The 16789-nt window shown below is 66.8% G+C and carries 16 protein-coding genes; 10 read left to right on the forward strand and 6 right to left on the reverse strand.

The genetic code is table 11. The features are described from left to right. Positions 1 to 2 precede the first annotated feature (2 nt). The 3 genes from TV39_RS19110 to TV39_RS19120 are packed head-to-tail and all read right to left on the reverse strand — an operon-like array spanning position 3 to position 3207. The gene (locus tag TV39_RS19110; RefSeq protein WP_043484665.1) at positions 3 to 1145 is read right to left on the reverse strand and encodes an FAD-dependent oxidoreductase; all 1143 of its coding nucleotides are present in this window, start codon (positions 1143 to 1145) and stop codon (positions 3 to 5) included. Positions 1146 to 1192: 47 nt separating this feature from the next. After that, positions 1193 to 2146 (reverse strand): phosphotriesterase family protein, encoded by a 954-nt coding sequence (locus TV39_RS19115; RefSeq protein ID WP_043484666.1) that lies wholly within the window; start codon positions 2144 to 2146, stop codon positions 1193 to 1195. A 50-nt stretch (positions 2147 to 2196) separates the two neighbouring features. Further along, positions 2197 to 3207: a phosphotriesterase gene (locus TV39_RS19120; RefSeq protein WP_043484668.1), complete on the reverse strand. Its 1011-nt coding sequence runs from the start codon at positions 3205 to 3207 to the stop codon at positions 2197 to 2199. A gap of 255 nt (positions 3208 to 3462) precedes the next feature. On the opposite strand from TV39_RS19120, the gene TV39_RS19125 reads away from it, so the two are divergent. The 5 genes from TV39_RS19125 to TV39_RS19145 are packed head-to-tail and all read left to right on the forward strand — an operon-like array spanning position 3463 to position 8483. Then, a complete protein-coding gene (locus tag TV39_RS19125) occupies positions 3463 to 5184 on the forward strand; it encodes an MFS transporter (RefSeq protein WP_043484670.1) in 1722 nt (573 codons plus the stop codon). 51 nt (positions 5185 to 5235) lie between these two features. Next, entirely contained in the window at positions 5236 to 6408 is a 1173-nt protein-coding gene (locus tag TV39_RS19130; RefSeq protein ID WP_043484672.1) for a cytochrome P450, read from the forward strand. Beyond that, positions 6405 to 6599 carry a ferredoxin gene (locus tag TV39_RS19135; protein ID WP_043484674.1) on the forward strand — a complete coding sequence of 65 codons (195 nt, stop codon included), beginning with the start codon at positions 6405 to 6407 and terminating at the stop codon, positions 6597 to 6599. Before TV39_RS19130 ends, TV39_RS19135 begins: the two co-directional genes overlap by 4 nt. Next, positions 6596 to 7840: an NAD(P)/FAD-dependent oxidoreductase gene (locus tag TV39_RS19140; RefSeq protein WP_043484677.1), complete on the forward strand. Its 1245-nt coding sequence runs from the start codon at positions 6596 to 6598 to the stop codon at positions 7838 to 7840. The genes TV39_RS19135 and TV39_RS19140 overlap by 4 nt, the downstream gene beginning before the upstream one ends. A 28-nt stretch (positions 7841 to 7868) precedes the next feature. After that, positions 7869 to 8483 carry a TetR/AcrR family transcriptional regulator gene (locus TV39_RS19145; protein ID WP_043484680.1) on the forward strand — a complete coding sequence of 205 codons (615 nt, stop codon included), beginning with the start codon at positions 7869 to 7871 and terminating at the stop codon, positions 8481 to 8483. A 33-nt stretch (positions 8484 to 8516) separates the two neighbouring features. On the opposite strand, the gene TV39_RS19150 is transcribed toward TV39_RS19145, so the two are convergent. Then, on the reverse strand, positions 8517 to 9548 hold the full coding sequence (locus tag TV39_RS19150) for an Lrp/AsnC family transcriptional regulator (protein ID WP_200891059.1): 1032 nt from the start codon (positions 9546 to 9548) through the stop codon (positions 8517 to 8519). A 156-nt stretch (positions 9549 to 9704) separates the two neighbouring features. On the opposite strand from TV39_RS19150, the gene TV39_RS19155 reads away from it, so the two are divergent. From TV39_RS19155 to TV39_RS19165, 3 genes are all read left to right on the forward strand, one after another. Then, entirely contained in the window at positions 9705 to 10928 is a 1224-nt protein-coding gene (locus tag TV39_RS19155) for a M20 metallopeptidase family protein (protein WP_043484684.1), read from the forward strand. Positions 10929 to 10955: 27 nt separating this feature from the next. Continuing rightward, positions 10956 to 12248 carry an MFS transporter gene (locus TV39_RS19160; RefSeq protein ID WP_043484686.1) on the forward strand — a complete coding sequence of 431 codons (1293 nt, stop codon included), beginning with the start codon at positions 10956 to 10958 and terminating at the stop codon, positions 12246 to 12248. Between the two features lie 91 nt (positions 12249 to 12339). After that, the gene (locus tag TV39_RS19165; protein WP_043484689.1) at positions 12340 to 12681 is read left to right on the forward strand and encodes a hypothetical protein; all 342 of its coding nucleotides are present in this window, start codon (positions 12340 to 12342) and stop codon (positions 12679 to 12681) included. 67 nt (positions 12682 to 12748) lie between these two features. On the opposite strand, the gene TV39_RS19170 is transcribed toward TV39_RS19165, so the two are convergent. Next, positions 12749 to 14212, reverse strand: coding sequence for an MFS transporter (locus TV39_RS19170; protein WP_043484692.1), 1464 nt, complete (start codon positions 14210 to 14212; stop codon positions 12749 to 12751). Between the two features lie 85 nt (positions 14213 to 14297). Further along, complete coding sequence (locus TV39_RS19175) at positions 14298 to 14765, reverse strand: MarR family winged helix-turn-helix transcriptional regulator (protein WP_043484695.1); 468 nt, start codon at positions 14763 to 14765, stop codon at positions 14298 to 14300. A 193-nt stretch (positions 14766 to 14958) separates the two neighbouring features. Between TV39_RS19175 and TV39_RS19180 the strand changes: the two genes are divergently transcribed. After that, on the forward strand, positions 14959 to 16269 hold the full coding sequence (locus TV39_RS19180; protein ID WP_082049884.1) for an MFS transporter: 1311 nt from the start codon (positions 14959 to 14961) through the stop codon (positions 16267 to 16269). A gap of 2 nt (positions 16270 to 16271) precedes the next feature. Next, the gene (locus TV39_RS19185; protein WP_043484698.1) at positions 16272 to 16724 is read left to right on the forward strand and encodes a hypothetical protein; all 453 of its coding nucleotides are present in this window, start codon (positions 16272 to 16274) and stop codon (positions 16722 to 16724) included. The last annotated feature ends 65 nt before the right edge of the window (positions 16725 to 16789 follow it).

A 16789-nucleotide genomic window follows, 5' to 3' on the forward strand; every position in this document is an offset into this window, starting at 1 on the left:
TGTCAGGCCTTCGCCGGCGCCGGTGCGCTTACGCTGGCAGGCTTCTGGGATGCGGGCTTCTGGCCCGGGAAGACGTCGTTGACTTCTTCCTCGGACCAGCCCTGGCGGGAAATGCGCTGCAGCTCATCCGTCACCGGCTTGCGGGTTGCCTGGAACAGGGCCAGCGCCTCCTTGACCGAATCGGCCTGGGCCAGCGCGTCGGCCAGGGCTCCGGCGTCCTCGATGGCGGAGTTCGCGCCCTGGCCCTGGTGGTGCAGCATGGAGTGGGCCGCATCGCCCATCAGGACAACGGAGTCGGTGTGCCAGGTGTCCACGGGGTCGATGTCGTAGACCGCGCGGATGTTCACCGTGTCCATGTCCAGGCCGCGGGCAATCGCCACGATCCGCTCGTCGAAGCCTTCCACAGTCTTCAGGAGTTCTTCCTTCGTGATCGTGGGGGCCCAGGTCCCATCCGGGTTCAGGGCGGTGATGTCGAAGGACATCTGGTTGCGGTGGCGCAGCGGCAGCAGGTAGACCTTCGTGCCCCGGCCCATGTACATCCGCAGGTTGTCGTCGCTCACCATCCCGTGGGCGTCGTCGGCGGAGATCACCACGCGGTAGGCGTGCTCGCCGGAGAACACGGGGCCCTTGGCGCTGAACAGCTGCTCACGCACCGCGGACTTGATGCCGTCGGCACCGACCACCAGGTCGGCCTCAACCGTCTCCCCGTTGGCGAAGGTCAGGACGGAGCGTCCGCCCTTGTCCTCAATCCTGTCGAGCTTGTGGCCTAGCTGGACCATGCCCCCGGGGAGCACGCCCAGGAGGGCCTCGATGAAGTCGCGGCGGTGGATGAGGTACGTCTGCTTCTCGTCGCCGAACTCCGGCCAGGTGTCCTTCATGATCGTCTCGCCGGTGGCCGTGAGGATTTCGAAGTAGTCGCTCGCCGAGCTCACCTTGGCCACCGCGTCGAAGATCCCCCACTGGCGGAAGCGGGCCATGGTGGCGGGACGCAGGCCGATGCCGGCGCCGACCTCGCCCATCTGGGGAGCCTGTTCGTAGACCGTGACGTCTGCACCCAGCAGGCTCAGGGCCTTGGCCGCGGCAGCGCCGCCGTAGCCTGCGCCGACGATGGCGATCTTGAGGTTCTTGATGTCCGAAGCCTTCATGGTTTCATCTCTTTCTTGACTGTGTAAGTTTTGGGGGTTGTCCGAGGTCAGGCGCTAAGCGACAGGAAGTCGGCCGGGTTGTCCTCGAGGAGGAGTTTGAGGGTGGCATCGTCGATGCCGGCCGCCCGCATGTCGGGGATCATGTCCTCGAAGATGTAGTTGATGGTGTGGCCCTTCACGCCCGGCCAGCCCAGCGGGCTGCAATTTGCATCGGCCGAGACCAGGAGCTTGTCCGCATAGCCCTTGTTCACGAGCTTGACGAAGTGCTCCATGCGTTCGGCGCGCTTGCGGCCCCAGAACGGCGGATCCGGCAGTTCGAGGTCGTAGCCGAAAGTGTCGAAGCCGATCCGGCCGCCCTGCTCGTAGATCCAATCGTGCGGGGTGATCGGAGCGTTGAGGCCGTCGTCGGCGTGGCCGAAGAGCACACGGTCCAGCGAGAGGCCTTCTTCGTTGAAAATGGTCACGGCCGGTTCGGGGTCGATGGCCAGATGGGTCAGGATTGGTGCGCCCGTGACGACGGCGGCGCGGGCAGCGGCCCGGTAGATGCGCTTGTCCAGGTCGGTCATGCGTCCGCCGCGGCTGACGCCGACCTTGATGACGCCGGCCTTGGCACCCGTGTTGCCGATGCCGACGGTGATCTCGTGGATGAACACCTTCGTGAGGTAGTCCACGGTGGCGCGGGAGAAGTGGGGCAGGGCGGTGTCGCCGCCGACGAAGCCGGTGCAGGCCACAATGTGCACGCCCGTCTTCCGGGACAGGGACTTGTAGTAGTCGACGTCGCGCCCGTTGCAGATGCCCGTGGCGTCCACGAAGGTACCGCCGCCGTACTCGCGGAATTTCCGCAGTTTCGGCACGGTTTCCTCGTAGGCCTGCTCCGGCGACTTCCACCATTTGGTGTCAAGTTCGGACCCGGGCATGCCGTAGCCGATGTGTTCGTGGACCGCCACGATTTCCAGTTCTTCGGCCGGGATGGTTCCCAGCACGGTGTTGACCTTGGTCATTCGTTCACCTCAGGGTTCGAAAGCTTATTTGTGGGTGGGCCGACGTGTGCTTAGCGCACGGTCAGCAGATTGCGCGGGTTGTCCACGAGGATCCGCCGGGCGTCTTCTTCGCTCAGGCCGCGGGCCTTCAGGAAGGGCACGAACGTGGTCAGGACGTGGCTGTAGGGCAGGTTGTACTCCGGCAGGCCCTTTGCCACGCCGATCGAGTTGCCCGAAAGGATGATCTTGTCGGCATGGCCGGCCTCGACGAGCTCGAACACCAGTTCGGCGCGTTCGTGGTCGGCGAGGTAGTCCGCGTCGTCGTTCAGGCCAACATGGTCGATGCCCACGAAGGCTCCGCGGCCAGCCACCTGGAGGGCGGCGCCGGCAGCGTCCCTGCGGTCCAGGTCGCCGACGAGCACCCGGTCGGCGCCGATCTGCTCGTCCAGGACGATGTCCAGATCGTGCAGGGCGTCGGCGCCGAAGCGGACGGAGACCGGGACGCCGGTGTCCTTGGCCGCGCGGGCGGAGCCGCGGAAGAGGCTTTCCTCGGTAGGGGTCATTCCGGCGCGGTCGGCGATGGTGGCAACGATGCCGGCGGCGGCACGGCGCTCCACCCGGGGAACCACCATCCCCTCCGTGACCTCCTTGCCGAAGAGATCGCTGAACTTCTCTGCCGGCCAGGGGGTGGGCGGGTTGGTCTGCGGCGTCAGGAAGTACCCGCCGAGCTCTTCCTCCGGGCCAAGGCCCGTGGAGGCGACGATGTGGACTCCGGTGGAGCGGGACAGGGCCTCGTAGAGCTTGAGGTCGCGGCCGTGGAACATGCCGGTGCTGTCCACGATCGTCTGCCCGCCGTGCTCGCGGAACTCTTTGAGCTTCGCGGCCAGGGCTTCAAAGATCTCCGCCCGGTCCATGGAGATATCGGGTGCGTACTGGGCTCCCGGGAGCACCGACAACAGGGCCTCATGGACCGCGACTACGCCCAGTTCAGAAGCAGGTACGGGACCCAGGACCGTATTGACGGTTTTCCCGGCCGTGGCATGGAACGCGTCACCGGTATCGACGGGTGTGGTGTGACTCACTTGGCTTCTCCCTTGGAGATCGGGTGCTGAATGCAGGGGCTCCGCGGGAGTTCGAACGTGCCGTCGCTCCGTTGCGGTGTAGCCAGCATCACATGTTTCTTTACATCATGTCAAGAAAATTATCGGAGCGTACGGGTTTTTAGCTTCGATGCGTTCATGAAGACGACGGTGCGTAAATGCTCTTGACACTATGTAAAGCTTTAGCCCAGACTGTGGGGAGCGCCACATCTAATCCGAAACAAGGGAGTTTCATCGATGAGTCAGACCATCTCGGTAGCGAGCCGCGGCTCGGTACGGGCCACCTTCGTCGCCGCCTACAGCGCGGTGACGCTGGCCCAAATCACCAATGCACTGCCCGGCGCGCTCAACGGCACCTTTGCAGTGGAATTCCACACATCGGGCGCAGGCCTGACCTGGATCGCAGGCATGTTCATGATGGGCATCGTGGTTTTTGAGCTCAGCTGGGGGCTTCTAGGCGACCTGTTCGGCCGCAAGAAGCTGCTGTACGCAGGCGCTCTGGTCAGCGTCGGCGGCTCCGTCCTGGCGGCGCTGGCGACAACCACCGAAATGATGATCGCGGCGCAGGCGGTCGGCGGCATCGGGGCGGGCATCCTCTTCCCCATTTCGCTGTCCATGATCGCGGCGATCACCCCCGATCACCGCGCCCGGGCAAAGGTGATCGCCACCTGGGCCGGGTTCCTGTCGCTTGGTGCGGTGATCTCCCCCGTGCTGGCAGGCCTGACCTCCCAGGCTTTCACCGTGGCCGGGCCCGCGGCGGGTGCGCCCAACACCTTTAGTGGCTGGCGGGTGGCTTACTACATCGCTGCCGCGATCGCCGTCGGCGTCATTATCGTCGCGGTCCGCGCGAAGGACTCCGCTGCCGCCGAGGGCCGCAAGCTGGACCTGCCCGGCCAGTTCACTCTCGCGCTTGGCCTGATCGCCGTTCTCTTTGCCACAGTGACGGCGGTCGACGCCGGCTTCGGCAGTGCCGAGGTCATCGCAAGCTACATCGTGGGCGGCGTCCTCCTGATCGCCTTCGTGATCATCGAAACACGCACCCAGCAGCCGCTGATCCACCTGGCGCTGTTCAAGAACAGCGCCTACTCGATCACAGGCGTTGTTGCCGTCACCGGCATGTTCGCCTTCCTCGCAATCGCCTTCAGCACAAGTGTCGCCGTCGGCGGGCTCGCCCTCGCCGAAGCGTGGAAGGTCGGTGTGCTGTTCATCTTCATCCAGGGCCCGGCCTTCGTCTTCATCCCGGTGGTTGGCTGGCTGATCCACCACGTGGCCCCGCGCTGGGTGCTGACCGCCGGCTTTGCCTTCATGGCCGCCTCCGGATTCTGGCTCTCGACCTTCGCCCTGGGCACGCCGGAGACCTTCGGCGGAACTCCCTGGACCGCTTTCATTCCGCCGCTGCTGCTGCTGGGCATCGGGTTCGCGCTCACCGTCGGCTCCATCACCGCCGTCGCCATCAACACCGTCCCGCCGCAGCAGATCGGCATGGCTTCGGCAACGACCAACCTCCTGCGCGACCTGGGCTTCGCCCTGGGGCCCGTGATCGGCTCAGCCATCGCATTCGGCGTCGGCGCCACGGCCTTCGCCGGACCCCTCGCCTCGATCCTCGGCGGGGCAGGGCTGCCCGCCGACGCCGTGGCCGGACTGTCCAACGTGCCGCCGCTGGGCTACCTCTCAGGCTGGGACGGCGTGATCGCGCAGTTCACCGGCCAGGCAACGGCCGGCGGCGCACCCGCCCAGGCCGTGGACGGGATGGTCAATGCCCTCACCTCCGCGCAGCCCCAGATCCAGGGTGTGGCAGGGACCTCCCTCGGACAGGGCTTCCAGACTGTCTACCTCGCTGCCGGCATCGCGGCGATCCTCTCGGCTGCCCTCACCCTCTTCATCTCCGCACGTTCCTCGGCGCCCACCCCGGATGCCATCGCGGAGAGCACCGAAGCCAACGCCGAGGCAGTCGTCTAAGTCTGACGGCCTCGCCTCGACCAATCACCTACCATCCGCAAGGAGAACATCGTGACTGCACCCCTCGAATCAGACATCGACATCTGGGATGACGATATTCTTGTCGACCCGTACCCCACTTATGCCGCACTCCGCGAGCAGGCCGCCGTGGTGCACCTGCCCAAGAACGACCTGTACGTCCTGACCCGCTACGACGTCATCCGCGACGCCCTCGGTGATCCGGAGACCTTCTCGTCCACCAGCATCGGCTTCAACCCCATGGTGAACGAGGCACTGCAGGGCACCTCGCTCGCCTCCGACCCGCCCATCCACACGCAGCTACGCGCCACGCTGTCACAGAACCTCACCCCGCGCGCACTCCGCGGCCTGAAGGTGATCATCGACCAAAAGGCGGACAAGCTCGTTGCCGAGCTCGCCGCCAGCGGCAGCTTCGAGGCCATCGATTCCCTGGCCCGGGCCTTCCCGATCGAAATCGTTGCAGACCTCATTGGCTTCCAGGGGCACGTCAAGGACAACATGCTCCGCTGGGGCCAGGCCGCGATGCAGGTCATCGGGCCGCTGAACCAGCGCGCGCAGGAGAGCTTCCCGATCGCCGGCGAGCTCTACGGCTGGTGCTCATCGGTCACAGCCGAAGACCTGGCACCCGGCTCAATCGGCCGCGGAATCTTCGACGCCGAGACACGCGGCGACATCCCCCAGGGCTCTGCGGGACACATCATCCACCAGTACCTTGGCGCGGGCGTCGACACGACCATCGCCTCGATCGGGAACATCATTGCGCTGTTCGGCCACCACCCCGAGCAGTTCGAGCTGGTCCGGGAGAACCCGGACCTCGTCCCCGCAGCTTTCGCCGAAGTGCTGCGCTACTGGGCGCCGGTCCACATCTGGGGCCGCAAGGCGACCCGCGACGTGGAAATCGACGGAGCCACCATTCCTGCAGGCGCCCAGGTGGGCATCCTCTTCGGTGCCGGCAACCGGGACCCGCGGCACTACGGGAATCCGGACGCCTTCGACGTGAAGCGCAACCCGGTGGACCACCTGTCCTTCGGCTACGGACCGCACGGCTGCGCCGGCCAGGGCCTGGCGAAGCTGGAAGCGCATGCCATCATCGAGGCGCTTGCCCGCAGGGTGAAATCACTCACGATCTCGGATGAGGTCCGGGAGCCCAGCAACATTACGCGGAGCTTCGAGTTGCTCCAGGTCGAAAAGGTGGTGGCAGCATGAGGATCGAACTGGACCGTCCCCGCTGCGAAGGACACGGCCTGTGCGAAGAAGCCGCACCCACGCTGATGCATCTGGATGACGACGGCGAACTGGTCATCGATGTGCCGGAGGTGGACGGGGCTGACCTGGACGCCGCGAAGGCGGCGGTCAGGGTCTGCCCGGTCGCCGCGCTGCGATTGGCCGCGGCATGACGATGCGCAGGATCGTGGTGGTTGGCAACGGCATCGCCGGACTCACGGCCTGCGACTCGTTGCGCTCGGCGGGCTTCGACGGCGAACTCACGGTCGTCGGCGCCGAGCCCCACCATCCCTACAGCCGCCCCGCCCTGTCCAAGGCCCTGCTGCATGGCGACGATGCCCTCCAGGCGCACCAGCTGCCCGAGCCGACCCATGACGCCACGGAGCTGCTCGGCGTCAGTGCCACGGGCCTGGACCCCGACGCCCGGCTGGTCCGCCTGGACGAGGGCGGGGAGCTGCCGTATGACGGCCTCGTCATCGCCTCCGGCTCCCGGGCGAGGCGCCTCTCCTCCGGGCAGGGAGGAGTCGGCCAGGGAGCAGGCGGACCAGGTGCAGGAGGACCGCAACGGGACGGCTTCCCCCGGGAGCTGACCCTGCGCACCATCGAGGATGCGGTCCTGCTCAAGGAACGCGTCGCAGCACGGCCCTCGGTCATCGTGATCGGCGGCGGCCCGCTGGGCATGGAAGTTGCGTCCGGCTGCCTGCACATGGGCTGCGAAGTCACCCTCGTCTCCGACGTCAAGCCACTGTCACGCCAGCTCGGCGGCCACCTCGCGGACATCTTCACCTCCGCCGCCGTCCGGCGCGGACTGCGGGTGGTTGGCGGCGGGCAGGCCCGCCTTGTGGATCACGGTACGGGGACACGGGTTGTCCTCGCAGAAGGCACGGAACTTCACGCGGATCTGGTGGTCACCGCCGTCGGGGACGAGCCGAACATTGAGTGGCTTGCCGGCTCAGACCTCCTCACCGACGGAGCCCTGCGCGTCGATTCGCGCGGCCGGGTCCGGCCGGAGATCGTGGCCGCCGGCGACGTCGCGTTCTTCCCCACCCTCCGCGGCGTGCAGCGGGTTCCCTTGTGGACGAGCGCCATCGACCAGGCCAAGGTGGCGGCCGTCGGCCTGCTGCAGGGCGACGCCGCACCCGAATTCAACTTCCAGCCCTATTTCTGGACGGAGGGCTTCGGGGTGTCACTCAAAGCGGTCGGTTTTATGCCCGTGGCAGGCGAACCCGACTTCTGCGAACCGGGCACCGGAAACGATTCGCTGCTCCTGCGCTGGGACAACGTGGTCGGTTCCGGAACCGCCGCAGCGGTCAACTACCGGATCCCGGTCCCCAAACTGCGCCGGCTGGCCGACGAGGGCCCGGCCGCGCTGCGGCCGGCGGCGCCCGCCCGGGCGGAGCCGGCCCGGGCCTGACCCCGCACACCACCGTTAGGATTGATCCATGTCGTCGTTGCGAGAAGCCCACAAGAAACTCACCCGCGACATGATTGTGGAACGCGCGCTTGAGCTCTTCACCGAGAAGGGTTACGCCGCGACCACCATCGACGAGATCGCCGCAGCGGCCGGCACCACCCGCGTGACCTTCTACGCCTACTACCCCTCACGCAGCGATCTGATGAGGGACTTCATGGCGCGGGTCAACGAGGTACTGGACCGTGCGGACGGCCCGGAGAGCGGCTCCACTGCTCCGGACCTCGTTGACGTGGTGCGCGCCGGCAAGCTAGCGGGCATCCTGGCCTGGCTGGAGTCGCGGGCGGCGCTCTGGCCGGTCTTCCGCCCCTACCTCGACGTGCTCGACGAGGCCGCCGCCGTCGACCGCGAGGTGCGGGCCATGGTCGAGGGATGGCATGAGGAGGTCATTTCCGACCTGGTCCGCGGAATGCAGCTGGCCGGCCGCTTCTCGGAGGAAACACACCACATCCGCGGAACCCTCGCCTTCACATCCCTCGACTACGTGGCCACGCTCTGGACACGGCGCAAGTTTGAACCAAACCGCGAACACGCGCTGGAGGTACTGGCCGACAACTGGTACCACCTGCTCTGCGACGAAGGCTGAACCGGGCCCTCCCGCGGACTGCTCACCGTGCCGCTAGGCCTCCGGCCCCAGGCCGGCGGACGGCACAACCGCTCCGGTGGCGGTTGAATCGGGGTTGAGCATCCAGCCCACCCGCTTGGCGGCGCTCAGGACCACAACGCTTTCCGCCAGTTCGATCCCGGGGATCCGCTGCTGGAGGGCCAGCTCTGCATTCATCACCTCGGCCAGGGAGTGCAGCCACATGATGATCACAAAGTTGGTCCGCCCGGTGGTGGAAGCAGCGAGCCGGACGTTGCGTAGGCCGCGCAGCTCCGCCGCGGCGGCCTCGTGCCGGCCGGGCGGCACGTTGGCGAACCACTGGCAGGTCACCGGGTAGCCGGAGTACTGCTGCGCTATCTCGCAGCGGAAGGACAGCAACTGGCTGGACAGCACGCGGTTCAGCTGCCGCTGGACCGTGGCGGGACTGCGACCCAGGCTGCGGGCGATCTCCGCCGCCGTGGCCCTTCCGTCCTGCGCGAGGAACGGAATCAGGTCAAGGTGGCTCTGTGGCAGCGGGCCGCCAGGGCCGGCGGCGGGCACGGAGCCGGCCGCCTCAGGTCCCGCGAGCGCGCCGAGCGCGTTCTGCTGTGCCTTGCTCAGGACGTTGAGCCGCCAGGCGTAACCTCCCACGTGGAGCCGCGTGCACAGGGAGGTCCGGTATTTGAGCAGGCCCGGGATCTCCTTGAACTGCGGCACCACGGAGTCGCTGAAGCGGCCCAGCGTGGGTGTGATGACGGTCAGCATCAGGTCGCGGTTGCTGGCAGCTTCCTCCACCGTGACCACCTCCGGGATGGCTGCGAGCGCCGCGGTGACGTCAGCGCGCTGACGCATTTCGCAGTCCACGTCCACCAGCGCCAGGCACATCTGCTTGGGATCGCCGATCAGGTGGGCCGTTGTCCAGGCTGCACCGGCAGCCCGCAGCCGGTCCCAGCGCGCCGCCAGCGTGGTGGCGTGCACCCCCAGGATGCCGGCAGCATCGGACCAGCTGACGCGTGGCGCGATCTGCAGGGCGTTGATCAGTTCAAGATCGTCCTCACTGACCTCCACCTCAACGCCACCCTCTCTCCGGTGTGCTCTCTGTTGCACGAATCCTGTCGAATCAATTGTACTTTTGATTTTTTCGAGCTATTTCCGGCGATGTGAACCAGCTCACTCCAGAATGGAGCAGGGCACTTACCAATCGTTCGGGAAAGAGGAAAGCACATGTCGATCACCTCCGATGCCAGGGAACTGCAGGGCGATATCGCCCGGTTCCGCCACGAGCTGCATCGGGAACCGGAGATCGGGCTGGACCTCCCCCGGACCCAGGAAAAAGTCCTCAAGGCCTTGGAGGGCCTGCCGTTCGAAATCACCCTCGGTGAGAGCACGACGTCGGTCACTGCAGTCCTGCGCGGCGGCGCGCCGCACGCGTCGGCCGAGAAGCCCGCGGTCCTGCTCCGTGCTGACATGGACGGCCTGCCCGTCCAGGAACGTACCGGCGTGGACTTCACGTCACGCATCGACGGCGCCATGCATGCCTGCGGCCATGACCTCCACACGTCCATGCTGGCCGGTGCCGCCCGCCTCCTGGCCGACCGCCGGGATCAGCTGGCCGGCGACGTTGTCCTGATGTTCCAGCCCGGCGAAGAAGGCTTCGACGGCGCCTCCCACATGATCCGCGAAGGCGTCCTGGACGCTGCGGGCCGCCGCGTGGACGCCGCCTACGCCATGCACGTGTTCTCCGCCTTGGAACCGCACGCCCAGTTCTGCACCAAGCCCGGCGTGATCCTGAGTGCCTCGGACGGACTTTTCGTCACCGTCCTGGGTGCCGGCGGCCACGGCTCCGCACCCCACTCCGCGAAGGACCCCGTCACGGCCGTGGCTGAGATGGTGACCGCACTGCAGGTGATGATCACCCGCCAGTTCAACATGTTTGATCCGGTGGTCCTTACCGTGGGCCTCCTGCAGGCCGGCACCAAGCGCAACGTCATTCCCGAATCCGCGCGCTTCGAAGCCACCGTCCGCACCTTCTCGGATGCTTCCCGGGAGCGGATGATGACGGCCATTCCGGTGCTGCTCAAAGGCATCGCCGCCGCCCACGGCCTGGAGGTGGATGTGGACTACCGCTCCGAGTATCCGCTCAGTGTTACGGACGAGGACGAGACGAACACCGCCGAAAAGACCATCCAGGAGCTTTTTGGAGATTCGCGCCTCACCCGCTGGGCCACCCCGCTCAGCGGCTCGGAGGACTTCTCCCGGGTGATGGCGGAGGTGCCCGGAACCTTCATCGGGCTCAGCGCCGTTGCCCCGGGGGCGGACCATACGTCCACCCCTTTCAACCATTCCCCCTACGCCACTTTCGACGACGGCGTCCTCTCCGACGGCGCAGCGCTCTACGCGGAGCTCGCTGCTTCCCGCATCGCGGCCCTTGCGGCTGCCGGCAACTGACCTTCCCACCACTTTTTGGAGCATCACATGACTTCCACCGTAGGCATGCCAGCCGAGGTCCAGGTTCACAAATCGCACCTGCGGACCCTCATCGGGACGGGCATCGGCAACGCCGTTGAATGGTACGACTGGGCCATTTACGCCACCTTCTCACCGTTCATCGCCAGCGCACTGTTCAGCAAAGCGGACCCGACGTCGGCCTTCCTCGCCACCCTGGCGATCTTCGCCGTCGGCTTCGTGGCCCGCCCGTTCGGCGGTTTCGTCTTCGGCTGGATCGGTGACCGGATCGGCCGTAAGACGTCCATGACGTTCGCCGTCGGCCTTGCCGCCCTCGGCAGCCTGCTGATCGGCGTTGCCCCGACGTTCGAAGCCGTGGGAGCCTTCGCCTCCGTGATGCTGCTGGTGGCCCGCCTGATCCAGGGCCTGGCCCACGGCGGGGAGCTGCCGTCGTCGCAGACGTACCTGTCCGAAATGGCCCCGAAGGAAAAGCGCGGTTTCTGGGCAACGCTCATCTACACCTCGGGCACCGCCGGAATCCTGGCCGGGACCTTGCTCGGAGCCATCCTGTCCAACGTCCTCAGCCAGGGCGACATGAACTCCTGGGGCTGGCGCATCCCGTTCCTGATCGGCGGCGCCCTCGGGGTCTACGCCCTCGTGATGCGGGCACGAATGAAGGAGACCGCCGCCTTCGAAGCCGAAACTCCCACAGAGAAGCACGACCCGATGTGGCCGCAGATCTGGCGGCACCGCAAGCAGGCCCTGCAGGTGATCGGCCTGACGGTGGGCCTCACCGTGAGCTACTACATCTGGGGCATCGTGGCGCCGAGCTACGCTGCAACGACGCTGAAGATGGACCGCGGCGAAGCCCTCTGGGCCGGCGTCATCGCCAACATCGTCTTCATCGCCGCCTTGCCGTTCTGGGGCAAACTGTCCGACCGCATCGGCCGCAAGCCGGTCCTGATCATGGGCTCTGCCGGAGCAGCGCTGCTGCACTTCCCCATGACCTGGCTGCTGAAGGACTCCCCCTGGCAGCTGGCCGTCACGATGTCCGTGATGCTGTTCTTCATCGCAGCCAGCGCCGCCATCGTTCCGGCTGTCTACGCCGAGCTCTTCCCCACCAAGATCCGCACGGTGGGTGTCGGCGTCCCCTACTCCATCTGCGTCGCCGTCTTTGGCGGCACCGCCCCTTACCTGCAGACCTGGCTGGGCACTGTCGGGCAAGCCAGCCTGTTCAATGTCTACGCCGTGATCCTCCTGCTGGTCGGCATCGCGTTTGTCTTCACCATCCCGGAGACCAAGGGCAAGGACCTGACGCACTAGCAGTCCCGGCGGCGTCACAGGCCGGGTACGCACACCGGAAGCCCAGCGGGATCTGCGTACAATCGACCGACAGTCATCTATCAAGGGAACCATGAAGAAACTCACCACGGCCCTGCTCGCCGCCGGGCTCATCATCTCCGCTTCCGCTTGCTCCGCGCCGGCAAAACTGACCACCGCTGAAACCTGCGACCGGCTCAAGATCGTTGTGACGGATCCCAGCGCCAACGCCGGCAAGACCGGCATGGTCATCCTGGGCAACAAGCTCCGCCCCCTGGTGGGAGGCGCCTCGGACGAGATGAAGCCCGCCGTGCAGGCAATTCTGGACTACGCGGACGAGAACGCCAAGGAGAACCCCGACTCTGAAAAGGTGGCCCAGCTGCAGGCCGGGTACCAGAAGGCCGGCGCCACTTTCGGGCAGCTCTGCAACAACTAAGGAACGCCCAGGGGCGGCCGGACATGCTCCGGCCGCCCCTCACCCCTGCAGAGAATAACCCGGCGCCTTAACCCAAATGGACGGGTGCGCCGTCGGGGTCGGCGCCGCTAAACGTTTTCCGGTCGATGGTGATCAGCAGGAGCGCAATCGGGATGATCAGGATTGACACGGCCGCCGCCCACAGGAAGACCGCCGCATAGCCGGCGGTCAGCGCCGCCATGGATGCACTTCCGACGGCGGCCGTGGCCGCTGCAGCGATGGTGCTGAAAAGGGCGATGCCCAGCGAGCCGCCGATCTGCTGGGAGGCGTTCACCAGAGCACTGGCAACGCCGGCATCGTCCTTGTCCACGCCGAAGAGGGCAAGGTTCTGCATGGGAACGAATACCACGCCCAGGCCCAGGCCCATCAGGATCAGCGCGGGCAGCATGTTCACGGCGTAACTGCCCTCGGCGGTGACCTGGGTCAGCCACAGCATGGCTGCCGCCATAAACACCGGCCCGACGGCGGTGGGAATCTTGGCGCCCAGTTTCGGCAGGTTCTTCGCCACCACAGCTGCAGTGACGATCAGCACCACCGTCATGGGCAGGGAGGCAATGCCTGCCGGGAACGGCGCGAAGCCGAGCACGATCTGGATGTAGAAGTTGATGAACAGGATGCCGCCAATGAGGACGGCGCCGGAGAGGAACGAGGCGAGGAACGCTGCCGCGCGGTTGCGCTCTGTTGCGACGCGGAGGGGCAGCAACGGGTGTCTGACCTTCTTCTCCACCAGCACGAACAGCACCAGCAGCACCGCACCGGCGAGGATGAAGCCCCAGGCTTCCGGGGCACCCCAGCCGTGTTCGGCGTTGGTGAAGCCATAGACAAGTGAGCCCAGGCCGAGCGCAGCGAGGACGACGCCGGGCCAGTCGTATTTGGTGGACCCTTCGGCCTTGCTTTCGCGCACCGTGAGCCAGACGCCGGTGAAGGCAATGATCGCGATGGGGATGTTGACAAAGAAGCACCACCGCCAGGACGCGTAGTCCGTCAGGTAGCCGCCCAAAAGGACGCCGATGGCTGCACCGACTCCGCTGATGGAACCAAAGATCGCGAAGGCCGTTCCGCGGTCCTTGCCGCCGGGGAACGCAACGGTCAGCAGCGCCAGCGCCGCAGGTGCCAGAAGTGCTGCGAACACACCCTGCAGGGCGCGCGCGCCGATCAGCTCCCACGGTTCCTGCGCGATGCCGCCGATGAACGAAGCCACGGCGAACCCTGCGGCGGCAACGATGAACGTCCGCTTCCGTCCCCAGAAGTCAGCAATCCGGCCGCCCAGGAGCAGGAAGGCACCAAACGCCAGCGCGTAAGCCGTCACCACCCATGACCGGGTCGAGTCGCTGATCCCCATTTCGGCCTGCAGCCGGGGGAGGGCGAGATTCACAATCGTTCCGTCCAGGACCACCATGAGTTGCGCCAGGGCGAGGAAGATCAGTGCCCACCACGCCTTCTGCGGCTTTTTCTCCTGCCGCACATGCGCAATCGCCGTATCCAATGCCATTCCTTCACACCTTCCAAATAGTAATACTTATACAAGTATAACTAATTAACTGCATGAGCCGGCTCCCAGTGCGGTGTGATGATGGCTACGCGGGTTCGTCGAGGATCGAAGCGAGGCGCTGGAGCACCGGAAGGCTCGCGGCGATTTGCTCCCGTTCCGCAGGGAGGAGCTTGGAGCTGGCCGCCGCCAGCGACTCCGCCCAGGCGGCTTCCAGGAGGTTCTTGATCCGCTGGGACTCTGCGGTGGGGTGAAGGGTGACGTACCGCTTATCGGCAGCGTCGCGCGTGCGGGTCACCAGGTTTCCGGTGACGAGTTCGCGCACTTGGACGCTGACGTTGCTGAATTGCCGGCCCAGGCGGTTAGCCACTTCAGCGACGGTAATACCGGGATGGCTTTCGATCACCCGGAGGATCTCGAGGAGACCGTTGGGCAAGGGGCGGACCCCGGTGTTCTCATGGGACTTCCGCCGGACGTCGGCGGAGATGTCGAGGAGGGCCACGGCGAGGGCGAGATGGTCAACGACCTGCGCTTCCCCTGCACCAACATTCTCCATCCCACCAGCATAGGCGCGGGAGCCGTGCTCCAGCCCGCGGTAGAAACACACCGGGGCCGGGGCAGGCCGTATCCTCAGGGGAACATGACAGGCGCGACACCCGCACCCGACATGACCAGCAATACCCCTTGGGGTATATTGGAGTGATCCCCGGCAAGAGGGGAGCCACGCGCCGGAGCCCAGAAGGATCATCATGAACACAGAGGATCGGCCGGAAGGCACGAGGCTGGACGGAGCCGCCGCGCCAGGGAAAGCCGCCACCCCGGTCCAGCCGGGTCCGGAAGACCACAGGCTTCAACGCCGCGTGGTGTCAGTCCTGGTCGGCGGCCAGATCCTCGGCGGCATCGGCATGGGCGCAACCCTGTCCCTGGGCTCCCTGCTGGCAGCCCAGCTCTCCGGATCCAACGCATGGTCCGGAATGGCCGCCACGATGAGCACCCTCGGCGCCGCCCTCGCCGCTGTGCCCCTGGCCCGGCTGGCCCAGGCCCGCGGGCGCCGGGTCTCGTTGTCCACCGGCGCCCTCATTGCCGGGACGGGCGCCGTTGTTGCCATCGCCTCCACGGCACTTGGGATCTTTCCCCTGCTCCTGCTGGGGCTCATGCTGCTCGGTTCCGGCTCCGCAGTTAATCTGCAGGCACGCTTCGCGGCCACCGATCTTGCGCTCCCCGGTTCGCGGGGGCGGGACCTCTCGATTGTGGTCTGGTCCACGACAATCGGAGCCGTCCTGGGCCCGAATCTGTTCGGCCCCGGCGAGGCGGTGGGTGCCGTGCTCGGCCTGCCCCCGCTGACCGGCGCTTTCGCCTTTTCCGTGGCCGCCCAACTCGCGGCCGCCGTAGTTTATGGCACGGCCCTGCGGCCGGACCCCCTGCTCACCGCGATGGCCGCGCGCGTGCCCGACCTCGAAGCGCCCCAGCCCAAGAGCGGCCTGCGGATCCTGCGCAGCAACCCCAGGGCGAGGTATGCGGTGGCCGCAGTCGCCCTTAGCCACGCCACCATGGTGGCGCTCATGTCCATGACCCCCGTCCACCTGCGCGACCACGGGGCCAGCCTCACTGTGGTTGGACTGACGATCAGCCTGCACATCGCCGGCATGTACGCGCTGTCCCCCGTTTTCGGCTGGATGGCGGACAAGGCCGGCCGGCTGCGCACCATCCTGCTCGGCCAGGCCATGCTGCTGTCGTCGCTGGTGCTGGCAGGACTGGCGGCGGAATCAGGCACAGCCGTGACCGCGAGCCTGATCCTGCTGGGGCTGGGCTGGTCCGCGTCGGTGGTGGCCGGGTCCGCCCTGGTGGCCGAATCGGCGCATGTGCAGGACCGGCCGGCCATCCAGGGCGTTTCGGACCTGAGCATGAACGCAGCCGGGGCCACCGGCGGTGCGCTGGCCGGTCCGGTGCTGGCCGCCGTCGGCTATTCCGGGCTCGGCTTCCTCTCGATAGCCCTGGTCGTTACCGTGATCATCTGGACCGCCCTGCAGCCGCGACGTCCCCTCCAGGACCTGGACTAGCCATGACAACCAACAGCAAACCCACACACGGCATCCTCCCTGTCGCCGCAGGGACGCCCGCCGGCCACGGCCGCGTGCGCCAACTGGCTCACGTGCTCCGCAGCTGGTCCAAAGCGCGCGCCGCCACGGCCATCGCCGCGGCCGGCCTCGCCGCCGTCTTCCTCGTGTCCGCCAACGGCATGATTGCCGGTGGCGGCACCGACTGGGCGGGCTACGCCCTGGTAGCTGCTGGTTCGATCCTGGCCGGCTTCCTGGTTGGCAGCTACGTGAACGCACCGATTGGTGCGGCGGCCACCCTGTGCGATCTGCGCTGGCCCGTCCTGGGCCTCTTCGGCGCGGTGTGGGCGAGCTCGGCGAGGGAGGCCCTGCCGTCAGTCCAGATCGCCGTCGGCCTGCTGACCGTGGGGGTCATGGCGTGGGCCCTGCACGGCCGGCTGGACTGGAACGCAAGGTGACGCGCGGCCGCAGCGGATCGGAAGATCCCGACGTCGACGCCTGCACCGACTGCCGCCGCTGTTCC

Origin of the sequence: Arthrobacter sp. SPG23 (genome assembly GCF_000876655.1) — a bacterium.
Lineage (GTDB): Bacteria > Actinomycetota > Actinomycetes > Actinomycetales > Micrococcaceae > Arthrobacter.